This is a genomic window from Pseudomonas huaxiensis (genome assembly GCF_003231275.1).
GTDB lineage: Bacteria > Pseudomonadota > Gammaproteobacteria > Pseudomonadales > Pseudomonadaceae > Aquipseudomonas > Aquipseudomonas huaxiensis.
On sequence record NZ_QKVL01000049.1, the window covers coordinates 1 to 18814 of the forward strand.

Consider the following 18814-nt stretch of genomic DNA (forward strand, 5'->3'; position numbering starts at 1 on the left):
GCCGAAAGCGGCCAATCACCACGATCCAGCACCACAATGCATCACCCCTCCCCACCCACGCCTCATAACCGGGCACACTCTTTCCCACGCCCACCTCACTAACCCCCGACAAACCACATAATCCCTACCTCCCCCAAACCCGGCACACCTCTTGCTCTAACCTCCATCGTGCAGGAGTCACCGGCCCACCCCGGCCAACGCAGCACCACAATTCGAGAAATGGACAGCTAGGGTTCCGGCTCGCTACAACGAGTGTCTGGTCCGAGAGCTGTCGACCTCCAGCGAGGTTACACGGCGGGATAAAAGCCCGGGAGAAGAGAGCGCCAACGCGCCGCTCGACTCCTGCCCGCCCGATAACCGAACCGGAGGTTTCTCATGCGTACACCCCGTCTGCTCTCTCTGCTGGCCGCGAGCCTCGCCGCCGTGCTGCTGTCCCCGGGCGCTTTCGCCAAAGACCGTTTCAATATCTGCTGGACTATCTACGCCGGCTGGATGCCGTGGGAATACGGCGCCAGTGAAGGCATCGTGAAGAAGTGGGCGGACAAGTACGGGATCGAGATCGAGGTCACTCAGCTCAACGATTACGTCGAGTCGATCAATCAGTACACCGCCGGCCAGTTCGACGGCTGCACCATGACCAATATGGACGCGCTGACCATCCCCGCCTCCGGTGGCGTGGACAGCACGGCGCTGATCGTCGGCGACTTTTCCAACGGCAACGACGGCGTGGTGCTCAAGGGCAAGGGCAAGACCCTCGCCGATCTGCGCGGTCAGTCGGTCAATCTGGTGGAGCTGTCGGTCTCGCATTACCTGCTGGCCCGCGGTCTGGAACAGGCCGGTCTGAGCGAGCGCGATGTGAAGGTGGTGAACACCTCCGATGCCGACCTCGCCGCCGCCTTCAACACCCGCGAGGTGACGGCGGTGACCACCTGGAACCCGATTCTCTCCACCGTCGCGGCCACCCCGGACACTTCGCTGGTGTTCGATTCGAGCAAGATCCCCGGCGAGATCATGGACCTGCTGGTGGTCAACAGCGACACCCTCAAGGCCCACCCGGAACTGGGCAAGGCGCTGACCGGCGCCTGGTATGAAATCGTCGCGCTGATGCACGACAGCGGCCCGCGCGGCCAGGCGGCGCTGGAGCATATGGCCAAGGCCTCGGGCACCGATCTCGCCGGCTACCAGGCGCAGTTGAACGCCACCCGCCTGTTTGCCACGCCGAAGGAAGCGGTGGCCTTCGCCACCAGCGCGGCGCTGCCGGAGACGATGGACCGGGTCGCGCGCTTCAGCTTCGACCACGGTCTGCTCGGCGAAGGCGCGCAAAGCGCCGAGGCGGTGGGCATGAGTTTCGCCAATGACGTGGTGCGCGGCGATGCCGGCAATCTGCGCCTGCGCTTCGACCCGCGCTACATGCAAATGGCCGCCGACGGCAGCCTCTGAGTCACTGACCGGGATACTCGCCATGCGTCTGATCAACCGTCAGCCCGACCGGGCCGGGCGCCTGCTTCTGGTGCTTTTGCCCTTCGCTTTGCTGCTGTTCGCCTACTTCACCGGGTCAGCGGCGCGGCTCAGCGAAAACCCCAACGACAAACTGCTGCCCGGCGCCGCGCAGATGGTCGACGCCGTGCAGCGCATGGCCTTCACCGAGGACAAGCGCACCGGCGACTACCTGCTGTGGAAGGACACCGCCGCCAGCCTCACCCGACTCGGCCTGGGCATCGGCATCGCTGCCCTGCTCGGCCTGACCCTGGGCATGCTGTCCGGCACCCTGCCGCTGTTCGGCACGCCGCTGTCGCCGTTGCTCACGGTATTGTCGATGGTGCCGCCGCTGGCGATCCTGCCGGTGCTGTTCATCGTCTTCGGCCTCGGCGAGCTGTCCAAGGTGGTGCTGATCGTCATCGGCATCGCCCCGGCCATCGCCCGTGATCTGGAGCAACGCGCCCGGGAAATTCCCCGCGAATTGCTGATCAAGGCGCAGACCCTTGGAGCCAACACCTGGACCCTGCTGCTGCGAGTGGTACTGCCGCAATTGCTGCCGCGTCTGCTGGTGTCGCTGCGGCTAAGCCTGGGCGCGGCATGGCTGTTCCTGATCGCTGCCGAAGCCATCGCCGCCACCGACGGCCTCGGTTACCGGATCTTCCTGGTCCGTCGCTACCTGGCCATGGACGTGATCCTGCCCTACGTGGTGTGGATCACCGTGCTGGCCTGGCTGATGGACCTGGGTCTGCGTCTGCTGTCGCGCCGCGCCTTCCCCTGGTACGAAGGAGCGCGGCCATGAGCGCCTTTCTTGAAGTGAAAAACCTCTGGCAGGTGTACGACGATCAGGTGGTGCTGGAAAACCTTTCGCTAAGCGTCGCGGAAGGCGAGTTCTGCACCCTGGTCGGCACCTCCGGCTGCGGCAAGTCCACCTTTCTGCGCCTGCTGCTCGGCCAGGAGCGCCAGAGCCGCGGCAGCATCCTGCTCGACGGCCAGCCGCTGGTGGCCGAACCCGACGCCAGCCGCGGCGTGGTGTTTCAGCGCTACTCGGTGTTCCCGCACCTGAACGTGCTCGACAACGTCGCCCTCGGCCTGGAACTGCCGCGCGCGCCATTGCTCGGTCGCTTGCTGGGCCGGCACAAGCGCGAAGCCCGCGAGCAAGCGGCGCAGTTGCTGGAGAAAGTCGGCCTCGGCCACGCGCTGGACAAGTACCCGGCGCAGCTTTCCGGCGGCATGCAGCAACGCCTGGCGATCGCCCAGGCGCTGGTGATGAAGCCGCGTGTTCTGCTGCTGGACGAACCCTTCGGCGCCCTCGATCCGGGTATCCGCAAGGACATGCACGCGCTGCTGCTGGAGCTGTGGCGGGAAACCCGGCTGACCGTGTTCATGGTCACCCACGACCTCAGCGAAGGCTTCAGCCTCGGCACCCGCCTGCTGGTGTTCGACAAGATTCGCCGCGAGGTCCAGGCGCCCAACGCCTACGGCGCACGGATCACCTACGACATCCCGCTCAACAGCGATCGCCGCGCCGCCCGCAGCGCCCTCGACGTGCTGCCACCACGCATCGCCAGCCAATTGCACGCTACACAAGGAGCCTGACCATGACTGCCTCACTGCAACTGCGCCCCACCCTGTATGAGGAAACCGTCCCCGGCGGCGGTCACACCTCGTTCGTGCTCAAGCGCGGGCAACTGCTGCGTATCACTGACAGCGAAGGCGGCGCCAACGCCAGTCTGCTGTTGCTCAACGCCCATGAGAAAAGCGAGCGGCTGAACCTGCCCGACACCCTCAAGTGCCAACACACCGCCCGCCTCACCAGCGGCCACTGCCTGTACTCGGACATGGGCCGGGTGCTGGCAGCGATCACCGCCGACACCTGCGGCTGGCACGACAGCCTTGGCGGCGTGCTCAACGCTGAAGAGGTGCGGGAGAAATACAGCGACGGCCGCTACCAGGAGCTGCGCAACGGCTTCCACCGCAACGGCGTCGACAACCTGCTGGTAGAAATGGGCAAGTGGGACCTGGGCCTGGCCGACCTGCTGATGAACATCAACCTGTTCAGCCGGGTGGACGTGGATGCCGACGGTTTCCTGCACTTCGTGCCGGGCAATTCCAAGGCCGGCGATTACATCGAGCTGTACGCGCCGATGGATACCCTGGTGGTGCTCACCGCCCTGCAACACCCCATGGACCCGTCGCCGACCTACGCGCCCAAACCGCTGGACCTGAGCTGGCATCAGGTTCAGGGCGACAGCGTCAGCCTGCTCTGCCGCACCTCGCGCGCGGAGAACACCCGCGGTTTCCACAACACCGAACGCCTGTACGTCTGAGGGCCCGCCATGAACGCGACAACCGAAACCCGTAGCGCCGAGACCGCCGTCTTCCAGGCCACCATCGCCGCCGGCGAGCCTTTCATCTGCGAGGTCAAGGCCGGCCAGACCCTGCGCCTGCTCGACCTCGAAGGCAACCAGGCCGTCGACACGCTGTTCTTCAATGCGCGCAATCCACGCGAGCGCTACGACCCGCAACGCACCTTGCGCAAACAGGGCCGGGTGTACCTCGACGAAGGCAGCGTGCTGTATTCCAATCTCGGCCAGCCGATGCTGACCATCACCCGCGACCTGTGCGGCCGCCACGACACCCTCGGCGGCGCCTGCGCCCAGGAAAGCAACACTGTGCGCTACGCCCTGAGCACCCGCTACATGCACAGTTGCCGCGACAACTTCCTGCGCGCCAGCCTGCACGACGGCCGCCTGGGCAAGCGCGACATCAGCGCCAACATCAACTTCTTCATGAACGTGCCGGTCACCGCCGAGGGCGGCCTGACCTTCGAGGACGGCCTGTCCGGCCCAGGCAAATACGTGGAGCTGCTGGCGCACATCGACACCCTGGTGCTGATCTCCAACTGCCCGCAACTGAACAACCCGTGCAATGGCTGGAACCCGACTCCCGCGCAGGTGCTGATATGGAACTGAGACGTTTGCGTCGCTGGCTGTTCTCTCTCTGCCAGAGCCGTGCCGGGCAATGCCTGTCGAGCCCTTCGAAGCAACGCTGAGCGCGTTCAGCCACGGACGACCGTGGCGCAGATGATTACCGGCGGGACGACCCGCCCTCCCCGTTAGGACAGCCTCATGTTCGAGAAGCTGCTGATCGCCAACCGTGGCGCCATCGCCTGCCGTATCCTGCGCACTCTGCGCCAACTCGAGGTGCGCGGTGTTGCCGTGTACGCCGAAGCCGACGCCGCCAGCCAGCACCTGCAACAGGCGACCAGGCCATCAGCCTGGGCGAAGGGCCCGCCGCCAGCACTTACCTGGTGGTCGACAAGATCCTCGCCGCCGCCCGTGACAGCGGCGCCCAGGCCATCCATCCCGGCTACGGCTTCCTCTCGGAAAACGCCGCCTTTGCCGAAGCCTGCGAAGCCGCCGGCATCGCCTTCGTCGGCCCGACCCCGGAACAGCTGCGCACCTTCGGCCTCAAGCACACCGCCCGCGCCCTGGCCAAGGCCCACGGCGTGCCGCTGCTGGAAGGCAGCGACCTGCTCGACGACCTCGCCGCCGCCCATGTCGCCGCAAGCCAGGTCGGCTACCCGGTGATGCTCAAGAGCACCGCCGGTGGTGGTGGCATCGGCATGCGTGTATGCCGTTCGGCGGCCGAGCTGGAAGACGCCTTCGACGCGGTCAAACGCCTCGGGCAGAACAACTTCAGCGACGCCGGGGTGTTCGTCGAAAAGTACATCGAACGTGCCCGCCACCTTGAGGTGCAAGTGTTCGGTGACGGCCAGGGTGAAGTGATCGCCCTCGGCGTACGCGACTGCTCGGTGCAGCGGCGCAACCAGAAAGTCATCGAAGAAACCCCGGCGCCGAACCTGCCGGCAGGCATGGCCGAGCAACTCTGCGACGCCGCCATCGCCCTCGCCAAGGCGGTGAGCTACCGCAGCGCCGGCACCGTCGAGTTCGTCTACGACAGCCAGGCCGAGCGCTTCTACTTCCTGGAAGTGAACACCCGCCTGCAGGTGGAACACGGCGTCACCGAACAGGTGTGGGGCGTGGACCTGGTGCGCTGGATGATCGAACTGGCGGCCGGCTGCCTGCCGCCGCTGGCGCAACTAATTGCCGACCTGAAACCCGGCGGCCATGCGATCCAGGCGCGGCTGTACGCCGAAGACCCGGGCCGCAACTTCCAGCCCTGCCCCGGCCTGCTCACCGAAGTGGCCTTCCCCGAGGCCGATGGCCGCGCCTTGCGCATCGACACCTGGGTCGAAGCCGGCTGCGAGATCCCGCCGTACTTCGACCCGATGATTGCCAAGCTGATCGCCTGGGCACCGAGCCGCGAGCAGGCTAGCGCCGCCCTCGACAAGGCATTGGGCGATACCCGCCTGTACGGCGTGGAAAGCAACCGCGAGTACCTGCGGCAGATCCTCGGCTTCGCCCCGTTCGCCAGCGGCGAGCCCTGGACCCGCTGCCTGGAACAGTTGCACTACCAGGCCCACACCTTTGAAGTGCTGGCGGGCGGCACCCTCACCAGCGTCCAGGATTTCCCCGGCCGCCTCGGTTACTGGGCAGTCGGCGTGCCGCCATCCGGGCCGATGGACAGCCGTGCCCTGCGCCACGGCAATCGCCTGCTGGGCAACCCGGAAGGCATGGCCGGCCTGGAAATCACCATGAGCGGCCCGAGCCTGCGCTTCAACTGCGACGCCGTGGTGGCAGTGACCGGCGCGGCGCTGCATGTCAGCCTCGATGGCATTGAGCAGTCGATGGATACGGCGTTGCTGATCCCTGCCGGCTCGGTCCTTAGCCTGGGCGCGATCACCGGCGTCGGCGCGCGCAGCTACCTGTGCCTGCGCGGCGGCCTGGAACTGCCGGACTACCTCGGCAGCAAAAGCACCTTCACCCTCGGCCAGTTCGGCGGCCATGCCGGGCGTGCGCTGCGCGCCGGCGATGTGCTGCACCTCAATCCGCTGACCGACCGCAGCGCCGGCCAACGCCTCGCCGACACCGAACGCACCCGCCTCGCCGCCGTGCGCACCCTGCGGGTGATCTACGGCCCCCACGGCGCCCCGGAATACTTCAGCGCCGAGTACATCCAGACCTTCTTCGCCAGCGAGTGGGAGGTGCATTTCAACTCCAACCGCACCGGTGTGCGCCTGATCGGCCCCAAGCCGCAGTGGACCCGCGACAGCGGCGGCGAAGCCGGCCTGCACCCGTCCAACATCCACGACAACCCCTACGCCATCGGCGCGGTGGACTTCACCGGCGACATGCCGGTGATCCTCGGCCCGGACGGCCCGAGCCTGGGCGGCTTCGTCTGCCCGGTCACGATCATCCAGGACGACCTCTGGCAACTCGGGCAACTGAAAGCCGGCGACAAGCTGCGCTTCGTCCCGGTCAGCGTCGAACAGGCCCACACCGGTGACGCGCCGTTCGACGCCACCCACCTCATCGACCCGGTCGTGCTGGATCGCGGCGAAGCCGACAAGCGCCTGGTGGCGCGGCTGTCCGGCGATACCCACCTGCTGCTGGAAATCGGCGCGGCGGAGCTGGATCTGGTCCTGCGTTTCCGTGGCCATGCGCTGATGCAGGCGCTTGAGGCCAAGGCACTGGCGGGGGTGATCGACCTGACGCCGGGCATCCGTTCGTTGCAGGTTCACTACCAGCCGCAGGTGTTGCCGCTAAGTGATCTGCTGGGCATCGTCAGTGATGTGTGGGACGAGGTCTGCGAACAAAAAGACCTGCGCGTGCCATCGCGGGTGGTCCATCTGCCGCTGTCCTGGGACGACCCGGCCTGCCAGTTGGCGATCGAGAAATACATGACCACCGTGCGCAAGGACGCGCCCTGGTGTCCGAGCAACCTGGAGTTCATTCGCCGCATCAACGACCTGCCGAATCTGGAGGAAGTGCAGCGCACCGTGTTCGACGCCAGCTATCTGGTGATGGGCCTGGGCGACGTCTACCTTGGCGCGCCGGTGGCCACGCCGCTTGACCCGCGGCACCGCCTGGTGACCACCAAATACAACCCGGCGCGCACCTGGACCGCGGAAAACTCGGTGGGCATCGGCGGCGCCTACATGTGCGTGTACGGCATGGAAGGCCCGGGCGGCTATCAGTTCGTCGGTCGCACCTTGCAGATGTGGAACCGCTACCGCGAGGTCGCCGCGTTCGGTGGCAAGCCGTGGCTGCTGCGTTTCTTCGACCGGATTCGTTTCTACCCGGTGACGGCGGACGAACTACTGCGGATTCGCCGCGATTTCCCGCTGGGGCGCTACCCGTTGCAGATCGAAGAGAGCGAACTGTGCCTCGCCGATTACCAGGAGTTCCTCACCCGCGAGGCGGCAGGAATCGACGCCTTCCGCACGCAGCAACAGGCGGCGTTCAACGCCGAGCGCGAGCGCTGGATCGCCTCCGGTCAGGCCCATTTCGAAAGTGACGAAGCAGCAGCACCTGCGGCTGAAGAAGCAGCGCTCGAAGCCGGCCAGCTCGGCGTGGACAGCCCGATCGCCGGCAACCTGTGGCAGGTGCAAGTGAGCGCCGGCGACCGGGTCAAGGCCGGCGATGTGCTGGTGGTGCTGGAGTCGATGAAGATGGAGATCCCGGTATTGGCGCCGCACGATGGCCGGGTGGTCGAAGTGCGCGTGGAACCGGGCTCGCCGGTACGGGCGGGGCAGCGGGTGGCGGTGTTGGAAGCCATCTGACGATGGTGGGAGCGAGCATGCTCGCTCCCACTCAAGCCACGCGGCGTCAGAACTGGTATTTGAGGCCGACCGTCATGTTGCGCGGATCACCGTAGAAGGCGCTGCTGTACAGGCCGTAGCCGGAATAGTATTCGCGGTCGAAGAGGTTGTTCAGGTTCAGCGAGGCGCTGAGGTTCTTGCTCACGTCGTAACGTGCCATCAGCCCCACGACGGCAAAGCTGCCCTCGTCCGCGCGCGCCTCCAGCGGATAGGACATTTCGGAGTAAGTCGAGCTCTGCCACGTCACGTTGCCGCCAACCGTGAGGTCACGCAAGGCACCCGCAAGCTTGTAAGCCGTGGACAGTTTGAACTGGCGCTCGGGCAGGTTGGTGTTGATGCGGTTGCCATCCTTGTCTCGCGGCTGGGCGTAGGTGAAGCCGGCAAGCATCTGCCAACCCGGCGTCAACTGACCGGACACCTGCATTTCAAAGCCCTTGGTGGTGGTGCCACTGATGGCTTTGTAGGCGGTTTGGCCGCCAGTACGAACGCCGTCTTCGGCACCCAGGTTGTCCTGTTTGATCGTGAACACGGCAACACTGGTGTTAAGCGCGCCGTCGAAATATTCGGACTTCAAGCCGGCTTCATAGCTCTGCCCTGTCAGCGGTTCCAGCGCCTTGTCGTTTTTGTCGAACAGCGCCTGCGGGGTGAAGATGTCGGTGTAGCTCACGTAGACCGAGTGGATGTCGTTGAGGTCGTAGACGATGCCCGCATACGGCACGACCTTGCCGGTTTTCTTCGCGCTGTCATCCGATGGGTCATTGGGCCGCCAGCCGTAGGTCAAGGTCCCTTCACGCTCGTAGTTGACCACCCGGCTGCCCAGAATCACATGCCAGTCATCCAGCGGGTTCAGGCGCAATGCCGCGTACCCGCCGGACTCCTTGATCTTGTAGCCCTGGCTTTGTTGGAAGGTGAATCCGTCCGGCCGGGGCGGGTTGTTGCCCCAGGTGTCGTAGTTCACGTTGATGCTGCCACCGTCCAGCGACTGGTAGTCAGACCGGCGATTGCTCGCGTTCAAGCCCACCACCAGCTCATGGGTACGGCCCAGCAGCGAGAACGGTCCCGTCGCGTACGCATCGATGGAGTCGGCGTTGATGGTGTAGGTCACGCGGCTGCGCTGCAGTTCGGCAAGGCGGGTGGTTTCGTCGGGGAACGGTCCCCAGCCCACGATGTTGCCTTGCAACTGGTCGGTGCTGCCCTTCCAGTGGCTGGCTTCGATACGCAGCATCCAGTCATTGTCGAAGTGCTGTTCAACGCCGCCGAAGTACTTGGTGCTCTGGCTATCGGCGTAGGTCCATTTCGCCGCCGGGTTGGTCGAGCGCTTGAAGTGGGCGCGTTTGCCATCGGAGTTGTACAGCGGCAGTTGGCCAAAGCTGGAACCATCGGAGTCGATGTTCTGGTAATCGATCCCGGCGTACAACGTCGTGTCCGGTGTGATCTGCGCCTCGCCAATGGCGTAGAACACGTCTTTTTTCTGCGAGTAGTAGTCGATGAACGAGTGGTTGTCCTGATGGGCCGCCACCACGCGCCCGCTCAAGGCACCGTTTTCGGACAACGGGCCGGAAAGGTCCAGCTCCGTGCGGTAGCGGTCCCAGGTGCCGCCGCTGCCGGAGACATAGCCCTGGAATTCCTTGGTCGGACGCTTGCGTACCAGGTTGACCACACCGGCCGGGCTACCCACACCACTCATCAACCCCGTCGCCCCGCGTACCACTTCAACGCGGTCATAGATGGCCATGTCGCGTACGCCCAGGCCGTTGGTGTTGGTGGTGAAGTCAGACGTCGGCACACCGTCGTACTGGAAGCTGTCCAGGGCAAAGCCACGGGAGTAGAAGTTGTAGCGCTCACTGTCGTCGTGCATCACCGTCACGCCCGGCGTCTGCCCGAGAACTTCAGCGATAGAGCCCAGGCCCTGGTCAGTCATCTGCTGGCGGGTAATCACCGTCACCGACTGCGGCGTCTCGCGCAGCGACATCGCAAGCTTGGTCGCCGTGCTGGTGCTGCCGGTGGTGTACGAACCGGAATACTCCGTGGTCTGGCCCAGTTGTTGGCCGGTGATGCTGGTGGCGCCCAGCTCGATGCTCGCGCCGTCCCCCAGCGGATACAGGGTGTATGAGCCGTCACCTGAGACTGCGGCGTTCAGGCCGCTGCCGCGCAATAGCTGGCGCACCCCGTCATCGACACTGGTGTTGGCGTTGAGCCCGGCGCTGCGTTTGCCTTCCACCAGGGCCGGGTCGATTGGCAGGGTGATGCCGGCCTGGCTGGCGAATTCGGCCAGTGCGGCACTCAAGGAACCGGCGGAAATGGCGTAAACGCGCACCTGTTGCTGGCCGGCAGACTCGGCCAGCACCGCCGGGCTGCCCAGGCCTGCCCCGGCAACCAGCAAGCCCAAGGCCGCCCCGCGTACAGCCTGGGCCAAAGCGTGGAAGGGTTGATCGTGACGTTGTGTTTGCTGCATTGCGTGTGTTTCCCCGTCGAGTCGTGTTGGCTGTTTTACGAGGAGGACGCACAAGCGCTGAAAAACACGACAGCGATTCCCTGGGGCTATGAGATTTAGCTTTGCCGCCCGGTGATGGTCACCCAGTAACGGCTGCGCGAACGGATTTGCACCGGCAAGGTGCGGGCCAGGGCCGCCAGCGCCTGGTCCGTGTCATTCAATTGAAAAACGCCGGAAATGCGCCAGTCGGCCACCGCTGGATCGCAGTGCAACAGGCCGGGGCGGTAGCGACCCAGTTCGATGGCGAAGTCGGCCAGACGCATCTTTTCCACGCGCAGTACGCCTTGCGTCCAGTCGCTGGCGCTGCGTTGCAGGGCGATGGCGGGCGTGATCAGGGTGCGGCTGAAATCGGTCTGCTGGCCCGCGTCCAGACGCAGCGAGTCGGTGGCTTGCGCGGGAGAAACCTGCACCGCGCCTTCAAGCACGGCGATGCGGGTTGTGCCGTCGAGTTGGCGCACGTTGAAACGTGTGCCGATCGGGCGCAACAGGCCTTCGGCGGTCTCCACCAGCAGTGGCCGCTGCTCGGGGTCGGCAGCCGTGCTGACGAGCATCTCCCCGGCAAACAGGCGCAGCAGGCGTTGCCGCTGATCGAAGCGAATGTCCATGGCGCTGGCGGTATTGAGCATGACCTGAGTGCCGTCCGGCAGGACCAACTCGCGGCGCTCCCCGGCGACGGTGCGCTGGTCTGCGCTCCATTCTCGCCAGGGCAGGCTCTGGTAGGCGAAGGTGCCCAGGGGGGCGGCGATGATCAGGGTGGTGAGCAGTTTGAGGGTACGGCGTCGGTCGAGGCTTTCCGGTCGGCCCAGCGTCGGCACGCCCACCTCTGCGGGAATATCGTCAAAACGGGCGTGAAACAGCTCGGCCAGTTGCCACGCGCGCTCGTGGTCGGGATGGCTGGCGCGCCAGTGCAGGCAGGCTTCTCGATCACCAGCGCTGGCGTTGCCTTGCAGCCGCACGAACCAGCGCGCCGCCTGGCGGGCAATGCGGCGGCCGATGGGATGATCGCTCACGATTGGGTCGTGGCCAGCATGATGCATTCCTCGTAGGCGCGGGCCAGATGGCGTTGCACCGAGCGCACATGGATGCCCATGTGGTGGGCAATTTCTTCCTGGGTATACCCTTCGAGCTGGGCCATGAGAAACGCCTGGCGCGTCCGGGCCGGCAGGCAGGAGAGCACCTGGTCGACTTCATGCAAGGCTTCGAGCACCAGCGCCTGGCTCTCCAGCGACAGAACACTTTGCTCGGGCAGATGCGCCAACGTCTCCAGCCAGGACTTCTCCAGCGAACGACGACGGTACAGGCTGATCAGCAGGCGGTTGGCGACGGTGGCGAGGTAAGCGCGCGGGCTATCGATGGCAAGAGGCTTAGCCCCCAGCAGGCGGATGAAAGTGTCGTGGGTCAGGTCGGCGGCATCGGCGCTGTTGCCCAGTCGCTGGCGCAACCATTCCACTAGCCAGCCGCGGTGGTCGCGATAGAGATCGCCGATGTTCTGGTGGGGACTGGTAGGGACGGACATTGAGCTTTTGGTTGACCAAGGGCATGCAAGTGAGAATTGCTCTCATTCTATCTGTGGCGTTGTCTTGCCTGCAAGGCTGGGGATTGCTGGTTGGTTACAGGGCCTCATCGCTGCATAGGTATCTACTCATCTCTCAGGTGACCGCAAACGTCAGCCACTTGCCATCCTGTGGGAGCTGGCTTGCCAGCGATGAGCATCACCACCAATATTGCTCACCCCACCCGGGGCTGGCCCTATGCCGCTCTATCCCGTACCATCGCGCCCCGCCGGTTTCCGAAAGGAACTAACAGGGAATTCGTCCGCGCCGCTTACTGGTGCGAAAACGGAACTGCCCCCGCAACTGTAGGCGCCGAGCCTGCTCCTTTTTCAACGCCACTGGGCCGCGCCCGGGAAGGCAGGAGCATAGCCATGACGCGCCAGTCAGGAGACCTGCCGGCCAGCAGCATCGCAAACCCGCCGGCGGGGTGTCCGGGAAGGGCATTCCGTTTCCGCACGGCAACCGTTCACGGCTGCCCCGCGCGCTCACGCTTCTTCGGGATGTGTTTTCCAGACCTGTGCCGTCCGCCACGCACACGTTCGAATGGAGATCGCATCCGCATGCCCCTGTCCCGCCTCACGCTCGCCCTGCTCGCCAGCCTCGGCCTCGCCAGCACCGCCCTCGCCGCGCCCACCGCGTACCCACTGACCATCGATAACTGCGGCACCCCGCTGACCTTCGACCAGGCCCCGGCACGCGCGGTCACCATCGGCCAGTCCGGCACCGAGATGTTCTACGCCCTGGGCCTTGAGCAGAAGCTGGCCGGCACCTCGCTGTGGTTCAGCGACGTGCCGGAGCGGTTCAAGGCGCAGAACGCCAAGGTCGAGCGTCTGGCCGACAACGACCCGAGCTTCGAAGCGGTGATCGGCAAGCGTCCCGGCCTGGTGGCGGTGCAGTTCGAGTGGATGGTCGGTCCGCAAGGCGTGGTCGGCACCCGCGAGCAGTTCGCCGACCTCAAGGTCCCGGCCTACCTGATGCCGTCCGACTGCGAAGGCAAGGACAACCTCAGCGGCGCCGACGGCACGCGCCTGCAGGCGTTCCAGATCGACAGCCTGTACAAAAGCATCGAGCAACTGGCGCAGATCATGGACGTCCAGGACCATGGCGACGCCGTGGTCAATGACCTGAAGACGCGCCTGGCCAAGGTCACCGCCAGCGCCGGCCAACGCCGCGATCAGGACCAGTCGGCGGTGTTCTGGTTCTCCAGCGCCGACCTCGATATCGATCCTTACGTGGCCGGGCGCAAGGGCATTCCCGACTTCATGCTCAACAGCCTCGGCATGCGCAACGTCATCGCCTCAGACGAAGAATGGCCCACCGTAGGCTGGGAAACCATCGCCAAGGCCAACCCGACCTTCCTCGTCATCGCCCGCATGGACCGTCGCCGCTTCCCCGCCGATGACTACCTGAAGAAGCTGGAATTCCTCAAGAACGACCCGGTCACCCGCAACATGGACGCGGTGAAAAACGACCGCATCATCATCCTCGACGCCAACGCCATGCAGGCCAGCCTGAGCCTGGTCGACGGCATCGAAACCCTGGCCGCGGCCAGCCAGAAGCTGCGGCAGGATCACTGATGCCCCACGCTGTCGCCCGCCTCGTCCTGCGCCTGCTGGGCCACGCCCTGTGGGTCGGCGTCCTGCTGGCGCTGGCGGTGACCCTCGCCGCCAGCATCGGTGAAACCCGCCTCGGCCTTTCCGTGGTGCTGGACGTGCTGGGCAACAAATTGTGGGGCGCCGGCCACCTGCTCGACCCCATCGACGAAGGCATCATCTGGAACTACCGGCTGCCCCGCGCACTGGTGGCCGGCGCCTGCGGGGCCGGGCTGGCGATGTCCGGCGTGGTGTTGCAGGCGCTGCTGCGCAATCCGCTGGCCGATCCGTACCTGCTGGGCATTTCCGCCGGCGCGTCGACCGGCGCGGTGCTGGTGGCGATCATCGGGGTCGGCGCCGGCACCTTGTCGATGTCCGGCGGCGCCTTTATCGGCGCCCTCGCCGCCTTCGCCCTGGTGGTGCTGCTGGCGCGCGGCGCACGCGGTGCCAGCAGCACCGGGCAGATCATCCTCGCCGGGATCGCCGGCTCGCAGTTGTTCAACGCCCTGACCTCGTTCCTGATCACCGCCTCGGCCAGCGCCGAGCAAGCCCGCGGCCTGATGTTCTGGCTGCTGGGCAACCTCAGCGGTGTGCGCTGGCCAGCGGTCGGGCTGGCGCTGCCGGTGGTGCTGCTGGGGCTGGTGCTGTGCCTGTGGCATCGGCGCGCGCTGGACGCCTTCACCTTCGGTGCGGACGCCGCAGCGGCGCTGGGCGTTCCGGTGCGTCAGGTGCAGATCGTGCTGGTGGCGTGCGCGGCGCTGATGACTGCGGTGCTGGTGTCCATCGTCGGTTCCATCGGCTTCGTCGGCCTGGTGATTCCCCATGCCGTGCGCCTGCTGGCGGGGCCACGACACACCCGCCTGCTACCCTTGAGCGCGTTGTGCGGCGCGCTGTTCCTGATGGCGGCGGATGTGCTGTCGCGCACCCTGATCAAGGGCCAGGTGCTGCCGATCGGGGTGATCACCGCGCTGGTCGGCGCGCCTGTGTTCGCCCTGATCCTGATCCGGGGGCAACGCTCGCGATGAATGCCTTCGAGCCGACACAGCACTGCGCCGCCCTCGCCTGTACGGGCCTGGGTTACCAGATCAAAGGCACGCCGTTGGTGGCGGAGGTGGACCTGCAGGTCCGCCCGGGCGAAACCCTCGGTATCGTCGGGCCCAACGGCTCGGGCAAGTCCACCCTGTTGAGGTTGCTCGCCGGCTTGCTCAAGCCTCACAGCGGCGAAGTCCGGCTCAACGATCAGCCGCTGGCGAAGCTGCGCCGTGGCGAAATCGCCCGGCTGCTGGCGGTGGTGGAGCAACAGGCCAACACCGATGACGCCATCAGCGTGCGCGACGCTGTCGAGCTGGGCCGCACGCCCTGGCTGTCGGCGCTGTCGCCATGGAGCACGGCCGATGACGCCATCGTCGCCCAGGCATTGCAGGCGGTGGCCATGGCGCACCTGGCGCAGCGCACCTGGCACAGCCTCTCCGGCGGCGAACGCCAGCGCGTGCACATCGCCCGCGCCCTGGCCCAGCAGCCGCGCATCCTGCTGCTGGACGAGCCGACCAACCACCTCGATATCCAGCAGCAACTGAGCATCCTGCACCTGGTGCGAGCGCTGCCGGTGACTACATTGATCGCCCTGCACGACCTCAACCAGGCGCTGGACTGCGACCGCCTCGCGGTGATGCAGCACGGCCGGCTGGTGGCCCTAGGCACGCCGCTGGAAGTCCTGACCCCACAACGCCTGCACGACACCTTCGGCGTGCACGGCCATTTCATTGACGATCCGCTGGACGGCAGCCGCTTCCTGCGCCTGCGTCCGCGCTGATTTTTTTCGAGGTATCCGATGCCCCTTCTTTCCAGGCTGGCGTTGCTGGCCCTGCTGTCCAGCCCCGTGGCCATGGCCGAGGTCCACGAGGTGAAAATGCTCAACCGTGGCGCCGCCGGTGCCATGGTCTACGAGCCGGATTTCCTGCGCCTGCAACCCGGCGACAGCGTGCGCTTCCTGTCCACCCAGAGCGGCCATAACGCCGCGACCATCGACGGCCTGCTGCCCGCCGGCGCCGAGCCGTTCAAGAGCAAGATCAACCAGCCGCTGGAAGTGAAATTCGACGTTCCGGGTTTCTATGGCATCCAGTGCAGCCCCCATGTGTCGATGGGCATGGTCATGGCGATCCAGGTCGGTGAGCCGGACACTGCGACGCCGGTGCCGCCCGCCAGCCTCAATCCCCGCGCCAGCCAGCGCCTGACCACCATCATCCAGCGCGAACTGCCGCCACGCTGAACCGCGATTTTCATCTGCTACGGAAGGATCCGCCCGTGATCAAGCTCCACCACCTCGCCCTGGCCCTCGCGGCCCCGGCGCTGGCTCATGCCGAATCGGCCCAGGACCAGGCCAACGGCTTTATCGAAGACAGCACCTGGCTGCTGCTCAACCGCAGCGTGTTCGACCAGCGCGACTACCGTCATGGCGCCCGCAGCAACGGCGCGCGCAACGCCTACAAACCCCGCGACCAACGCAACGGCGCCGCCGAAGAATGGGCCTATGGCCTGATGGGCAGCGTGCAATCGGGCTTTACCCAAGGCACCGTCGGGGTTGGCGTCGACGCCCACCTCTACTACGCACGACAACTGGACAGCGGCGGCGGCCGCGCCGGCAAGGTGCGGCTGCTGGGCCTGGACAACGAAGGTCATCCCAAGGACAACGCGGCGCGCGGTGGCGCAGCGGTCAAACTACGCTGGTCCAACACCACCCTGAGCTACGGCGAGCAACGGGTGAAGACGCCGGTCTTCAGTTCCTCCGACAGCCGCCTGCTGCCGGAAACCGCCACCGGGTTTTTCCTCACCAGCCAGGAAATCCCCAACGTCAAACTGGTCGGCGGCCACTTCAATGAAAGCACCGACCGCAACGCCTCCAGCCATGACCGCGGCTTCGTGGTGAACTACTCCAACGGCAAACAGGGCAACAGTTTCGACCTGGCCGGCGTGGTCTACGACGGCGTGCCGGGCCTGGTGACCAGCCTCTACACCTCGCGCTACGAAGACAGCTGGCGTCAGCACTACCTCAGCGCCAGCTACCGCAAGCCGCTGGCCGACGACCGCTCGCTGGGACTGGACCTCAACCTCTACCGCACGAGCGATACCGGCAAAGCGCTGTCGGGTGAAATCGACAACACCACCTGGAGCCTGATATCGAACTACCGCAGCGGCGCCCACACCTTCAGCCTCGGCTACCAGGCGGTGGACGGCAACACGCCGTTCGACTACGTCACCCGTGGCGCCGTCTACATCAGCAACGCCGTGCAACTGTCCGACTTCAACGCCCCGAACGAACGCTCCTGGCAGGCGCGTTACGACCTGGCGATGCAGTCCTTCGGCGTGCCCGGGCTGGTGTTCAGCGCGTTGTATGTACGCGGCAGCGGGATCGACGGCAGTCATGTCGATCCACGGGGTGGTTATGCCTGGCTGGGGTATGGCGAGGGTGGCCGGCATTGGGAACGGGATCTGGAAGCCCGTTATGTGGTGCAGAGCGGCCCGGCGAAAAACCTGGCGCTGTCGCTGCGGCACAGTGTGCATCGGGGGAATGCGGCGCAGGCGGAGACCGATGCCGATCAGGTGCGGTTGGCGGTTGAGTATCCGTTGAGTGGTGGGTTCTGAGGAGCCTCATCGCTGGCGAGCCAGCTCCCACAAGGGACTGTGGCGTCCACAAATCCCTGTGGGAGCCGGCTTGCCGGCGATGAGGCCCCCTCAGACAGCCAATTCCATATGCGTAGTCCGCCAAACCGGATCGTCCTCCACGTCCAAAATCCGAAACCCCTGCCGCTGCCAGAACTCGATGGCCCCCGGCAAAAACGGATGGGTGTGCAGGTACAGCACCTCCACACCCTGCTCCACCGCCAATGCCTTCAGCGCCTCGTACAAGCGCCGCGCCAACCCGCCCCGCCGGTACGCCGGCTCGACGAACAAGCGCACCACCTCAACCACCCGCCGCCCGCGATAGTCGAGCTGGGCAAAGCGGTGGTCATACGGCAGATAACCGATGGCCGCGACGATGCGTTCGCCGTCCCGGGCAATCAGAAAACGCCCCTGCGCGGGCGCCAGGTAACTACCCGCAAAATCCGCCAGATCAGCCGGCATCGGCGAATCAGCCAGCATCGGAAAGATCACCGCGCGGGCGGCCATGACAAAAGCCACCGTAGCGGCAATAGAGCCCTCGCCCGGCGCCTCAATGCGGACATCCACCGCACTCATGTCAATAAGCCACAAAAAAAGCCCGGATTTGCTTGACCCACTCCAGAAACCTCCCATTAAATCCGCGAACTCTAACAAAAACATCGGCCGCCGCCCGGCATCTTCAAGGACGCCCCATGCTCAGCACCGTCATCGATAACGCACGCGTCCTCGAACTCAACAACCAGGCCGTGCATTACAGAAACCACGGTTACCTGGACAAAGCGCAAGACTGTTTCCTCGAAGCCCTGGCCCTGGCCGAAGCCATCGACGGTTTCGATCTGGCCAGCCTGGCGACCGTGCGCAACGGTTTGGCCGGCCTGCGTTGGGCGCAGCAGCGGCATGCCGAAGCGCTGGCACTTTACCTCGACGTGCTGCGCAGCCGCGAAGCGCTGTTTTCCCCCAGCCACATGGTAGTCGGGCAGAGCCTGCAAACCCTGGGCAACTGCTACCTGGAACTGGGCCAACTGGCCGACGCCGCGCAAGCGCTGGAGCGCGCCGTGCAGGTCTACCGCGAAGACACCCCCGATGATCTCGCGCCCGTCGGAGCCTGCCTCGCCTCGCTGGGCGCGGCCCACCTGCAACAAGAGAACCTCGCCCAAGCGCACAAGGCGCTCGGCGAAGCCCTCGGCATCTATCAGGTACAACGGCCGCGGGACGAGCAGGTCATCGCCGTGCTCTGCGAGCAGTTGAAAGCCATCGAAAGCCGCGCCAAGGGCGCGTGGTGGCGCTTCTGGTGAGGCGGCGCTACCGCTGA

The 18814-nt window shown here is 65.7% G+C and carries 15 protein-coding genes, 1 pseudogene and 2 riboswitches; of the genes and pseudogenes, 12 read left to right on the top strand and 4 right to left on the bottom strand.

The window, feature by feature from the left end:
• Positions 1 to 216: 216 nt before the first annotated feature.
• Positions 217 to 316, top strand: a riboswitch (guanidine-I (ykkC/yxkD leader).
• 59 nt (positions 317 to 375) lie between these two features.
• The 6 genes and pseudogenes from DM374_RS28560 to uca all read left to right on the top strand — a co-directional run bounded on the left by DM374_RS28560 (position 376) and on the right by uca (position 8164).
• Positions 376 to 1440 carry a putative urea ABC transporter substrate-binding protein gene (locus DM374_RS28560; RefSeq protein WP_110972909.1) on the top strand — a complete coding sequence of 355 codons (1065 nt, stop codon included), beginning with the start codon at positions 376 to 378 and terminating at the stop codon, positions 1438 to 1440.
• A gap of 22 nt (positions 1441 to 1462) precedes the next feature.
• Complete coding sequence (locus DM374_RS28565) at positions 1463 to 2278, top strand: ABC transporter permease (protein WP_110972910.1); 816 nt, start codon at positions 1463 to 1465, stop codon at positions 2276 to 2278.
• On the top strand, positions 2275 to 3075 hold the full coding sequence (locus DM374_RS28570; protein ID WP_110972911.1) for an ABC transporter ATP-binding protein: 801 nt from the start codon (positions 2275 to 2277) through the stop codon (positions 3073 to 3075). Before DM374_RS28565 ends, DM374_RS28570 begins: the two co-directional genes overlap by 4 nt.
• Before the next feature lie 2 nt (positions 3076 to 3077).
• Positions 3078 to 3806: an urea amidolyase associated protein UAAP1 gene (locus DM374_RS28575; RefSeq protein WP_110972912.1), complete on the top strand. Its 729-nt coding sequence runs from the start codon at positions 3078 to 3080 to the stop codon at positions 3804 to 3806.
• A gap of 9 nt (positions 3807 to 3815) precedes the next feature.
• Complete coding sequence (locus DM374_RS28580) at positions 3816 to 4451, top strand: urea amidolyase associated protein UAAP2 (protein ID WP_110972913.1); 636 nt, start codon at positions 3816 to 3818, stop codon at positions 4449 to 4451.
• Positions 4452 to 4607: 156 nt separating this feature from the next.
• Positions 4608 to 8164 (top strand): annotated as a pseudogene (gene uca, locus DM374_RS28585) (urea carboxylase).
• Between the two features lie 46 nt (positions 8165 to 8210).
• On the opposite strand, the gene DM374_RS28590 reads toward uca, so the two are convergent.
• The 3 genes from DM374_RS28590 to DM374_RS28600 all read right to left on the bottom strand — a co-directional run bounded on the left by DM374_RS28590 (position 8211) and on the right by DM374_RS28600 (position 12213).
• Positions 8211 to 10658 carry a TonB-dependent siderophore receptor gene (locus DM374_RS28590; RefSeq protein WP_225422615.1) on the bottom strand — a complete coding sequence of 816 codons (2448 nt, stop codon included), beginning with the start codon at positions 10656 to 10658 and terminating at the stop codon, positions 8211 to 8213.
• A 95-nt stretch (positions 10659 to 10753) separates the two neighbouring features.
• Complete coding sequence (locus tag DM374_RS28595) at positions 10754 to 11707, bottom strand: FecR domain-containing protein (protein WP_110972914.1); 954 nt, start codon at positions 11705 to 11707, stop codon at positions 10754 to 10756.
• A complete protein-coding gene (locus tag DM374_RS28600; protein ID WP_110972915.1) occupies positions 11704 to 12213 on the bottom strand; it encodes a sigma-70 family RNA polymerase sigma factor in 510 nt (169 codons plus the stop codon). The genes DM374_RS28595 and DM374_RS28600 overlap by 4 nt, the downstream gene beginning before the upstream one ends.
• Before the next feature lie 250 nt (positions 12214 to 12463).
• Positions 12464 to 12664: riboswitch (cobalamin riboswitch) on the top strand.
• Positions 12665 to 12810: 146 nt separating this feature from the next.
• Between DM374_RS28600 and DM374_RS28605 the strand changes: the two genes are divergently transcribed.
• From DM374_RS28605 to DM374_RS28625, 5 genes are read left to right on the top strand one after another with little or no spacing between them, the layout of a single operon-like run.
• Complete coding sequence (locus DM374_RS28605) at positions 12811 to 13827, top strand: ABC transporter substrate-binding protein (RefSeq protein WP_110972916.1); 1017 nt, start codon at positions 12811 to 12813, stop codon at positions 13825 to 13827.
• Positions 13827 to 14867 (top strand): FecCD family ABC transporter permease, encoded by a 1041-nt coding sequence (locus tag DM374_RS28610; RefSeq protein ID WP_110972917.1) that lies wholly within the window; start codon positions 13827 to 13829, stop codon positions 14865 to 14867. The genes DM374_RS28605 and DM374_RS28610 overlap by 1 nt, the downstream gene beginning before the upstream one ends.
• Positions 14864 to 15655, top strand: a complete 792-nt coding sequence (locus DM374_RS28615; RefSeq protein WP_110972918.1) for an ABC transporter ATP-binding protein — start codon at positions 14864 to 14866, stop codon at positions 15653 to 15655. Before DM374_RS28610 ends, DM374_RS28615 begins: the two co-directional genes overlap by 4 nt.
• A gap of 18 nt (positions 15656 to 15673) precedes the next feature.
• Complete coding sequence (locus DM374_RS28620) at positions 15674 to 16111, top strand: pseudoazurin (protein ID WP_110972919.1); 438 nt, start codon at positions 15674 to 15676, stop codon at positions 16109 to 16111.
• A 35-nt stretch (positions 16112 to 16146) separates the two neighbouring features.
• Positions 16147 to 17484: an OprD family porin gene (locus tag DM374_RS28625; RefSeq protein ID WP_110972920.1), complete on the top strand. Its 1338-nt coding sequence runs from the start codon at positions 16147 to 16149 to the stop codon at positions 17482 to 17484.
• Between the two features lie 90 nt (positions 17485 to 17574).
• Here the strand turns inward: DM374_RS28625 and DM374_RS28630 are convergent, their stop codons facing one another.
• On the bottom strand, positions 17575 to 18078 hold the full coding sequence (locus DM374_RS28630) for a GNAT family N-acetyltransferase (RefSeq protein ID WP_110972936.1): 504 nt from the start codon (positions 18076 to 18078) through the stop codon (positions 17575 to 17577).
• A 116-nt stretch (positions 18079 to 18194) separates the two neighbouring features.
• Here DM374_RS28630 and DM374_RS28635 point away from each other — a divergent pair, with 116 nt between their 5' ends.
• Positions 18195 to 18797, top strand: coding sequence for a tetratricopeptide repeat protein (locus DM374_RS28635; protein WP_110972921.1), 603 nt, complete (start codon positions 18195 to 18197; stop codon positions 18795 to 18797).
• Positions 18798 to 18814: the final 17 nt, after the last annotated feature.

Bases quoted from the DNA above. Each gene is read 5' to 3' on its own strand.
- DM374_RS28560 (WP_110972909.1), top strand. From the start codon at position 376: ATGCGTACACCCCGTCTGCTCTCTCTGCTGGCCGCGAGCCTCGCCGCC.
- DM374_RS28565 (WP_110972910.1), top strand. From the start codon at position 1,463: ATGCGTCTGATCAACCGTCAGCCCGACCGGGCCGGGCGCCTGCTTCTG.
- DM374_RS28570 (WP_110972911.1), top strand. From the start codon at position 2,275: ATGAGCGCCTTTCTTGAAGTGAAAAACCTCTGGCAGGTGTACGACGAT.
- DM374_RS28575 (WP_110972912.1), top strand. From the start codon at position 3,078: ATGACTGCCTCACTGCAACTGCGCCCCACCCTGTATGAGGAAACCGTC.
- DM374_RS28580 (WP_110972913.1), top strand. From the start codon at position 3,816: ATGAACGCGACAACCGAAACCCGTAGCGCCGAGACCGCCGTCTTCCAG.
- DM374_RS28590 (WP_225422615.1), bottom strand. From the start codon at position 10,658: ATGCAGCAAACACAACGTCACGATCAACCCTTCCACGCTTTGGCCCAG.
- DM374_RS28600 (WP_110972915.1), bottom strand. From the start codon at position 12,213: ATGTCCGTCCCTACCAGTCCCCACCAGAACATCGGCGATCTCTATCGC.
- DM374_RS28605 (WP_110972916.1), top strand. From the start codon at position 12,811: ATGCCCCTGTCCCGCCTCACGCTCGCCCTGCTCGCCAGCCTCGGCCTC.
- DM374_RS28610 (WP_110972917.1), top strand. From the start codon at position 13,827: ATGCCCCACGCTGTCGCCCGCCTCGTCCTGCGCCTGCTGGGCCACGCC.
- DM374_RS28615 (WP_110972918.1), top strand. From the start codon at position 14,864: ATGAATGCCTTCGAGCCGACACAGCACTGCGCCGCCCTCGCCTGTACG.
- DM374_RS28620 (WP_110972919.1), top strand. From the start codon at position 15,674: ATGCCCCTTCTTTCCAGGCTGGCGTTGCTGGCCCTGCTGTCCAGCCCC.
- DM374_RS28630 (WP_110972936.1), bottom strand. From the start codon at position 18,078: ATGAGTGCGGTGGATGTCCGCATTGAGGCGCCGGGCGAGGGCTCTATT.
- DM374_RS28635 (WP_110972921.1), top strand. From the start codon at position 18,195: ATGCTCAGCACCGTCATCGATAACGCACGCGTCCTCGAACTCAACAAC.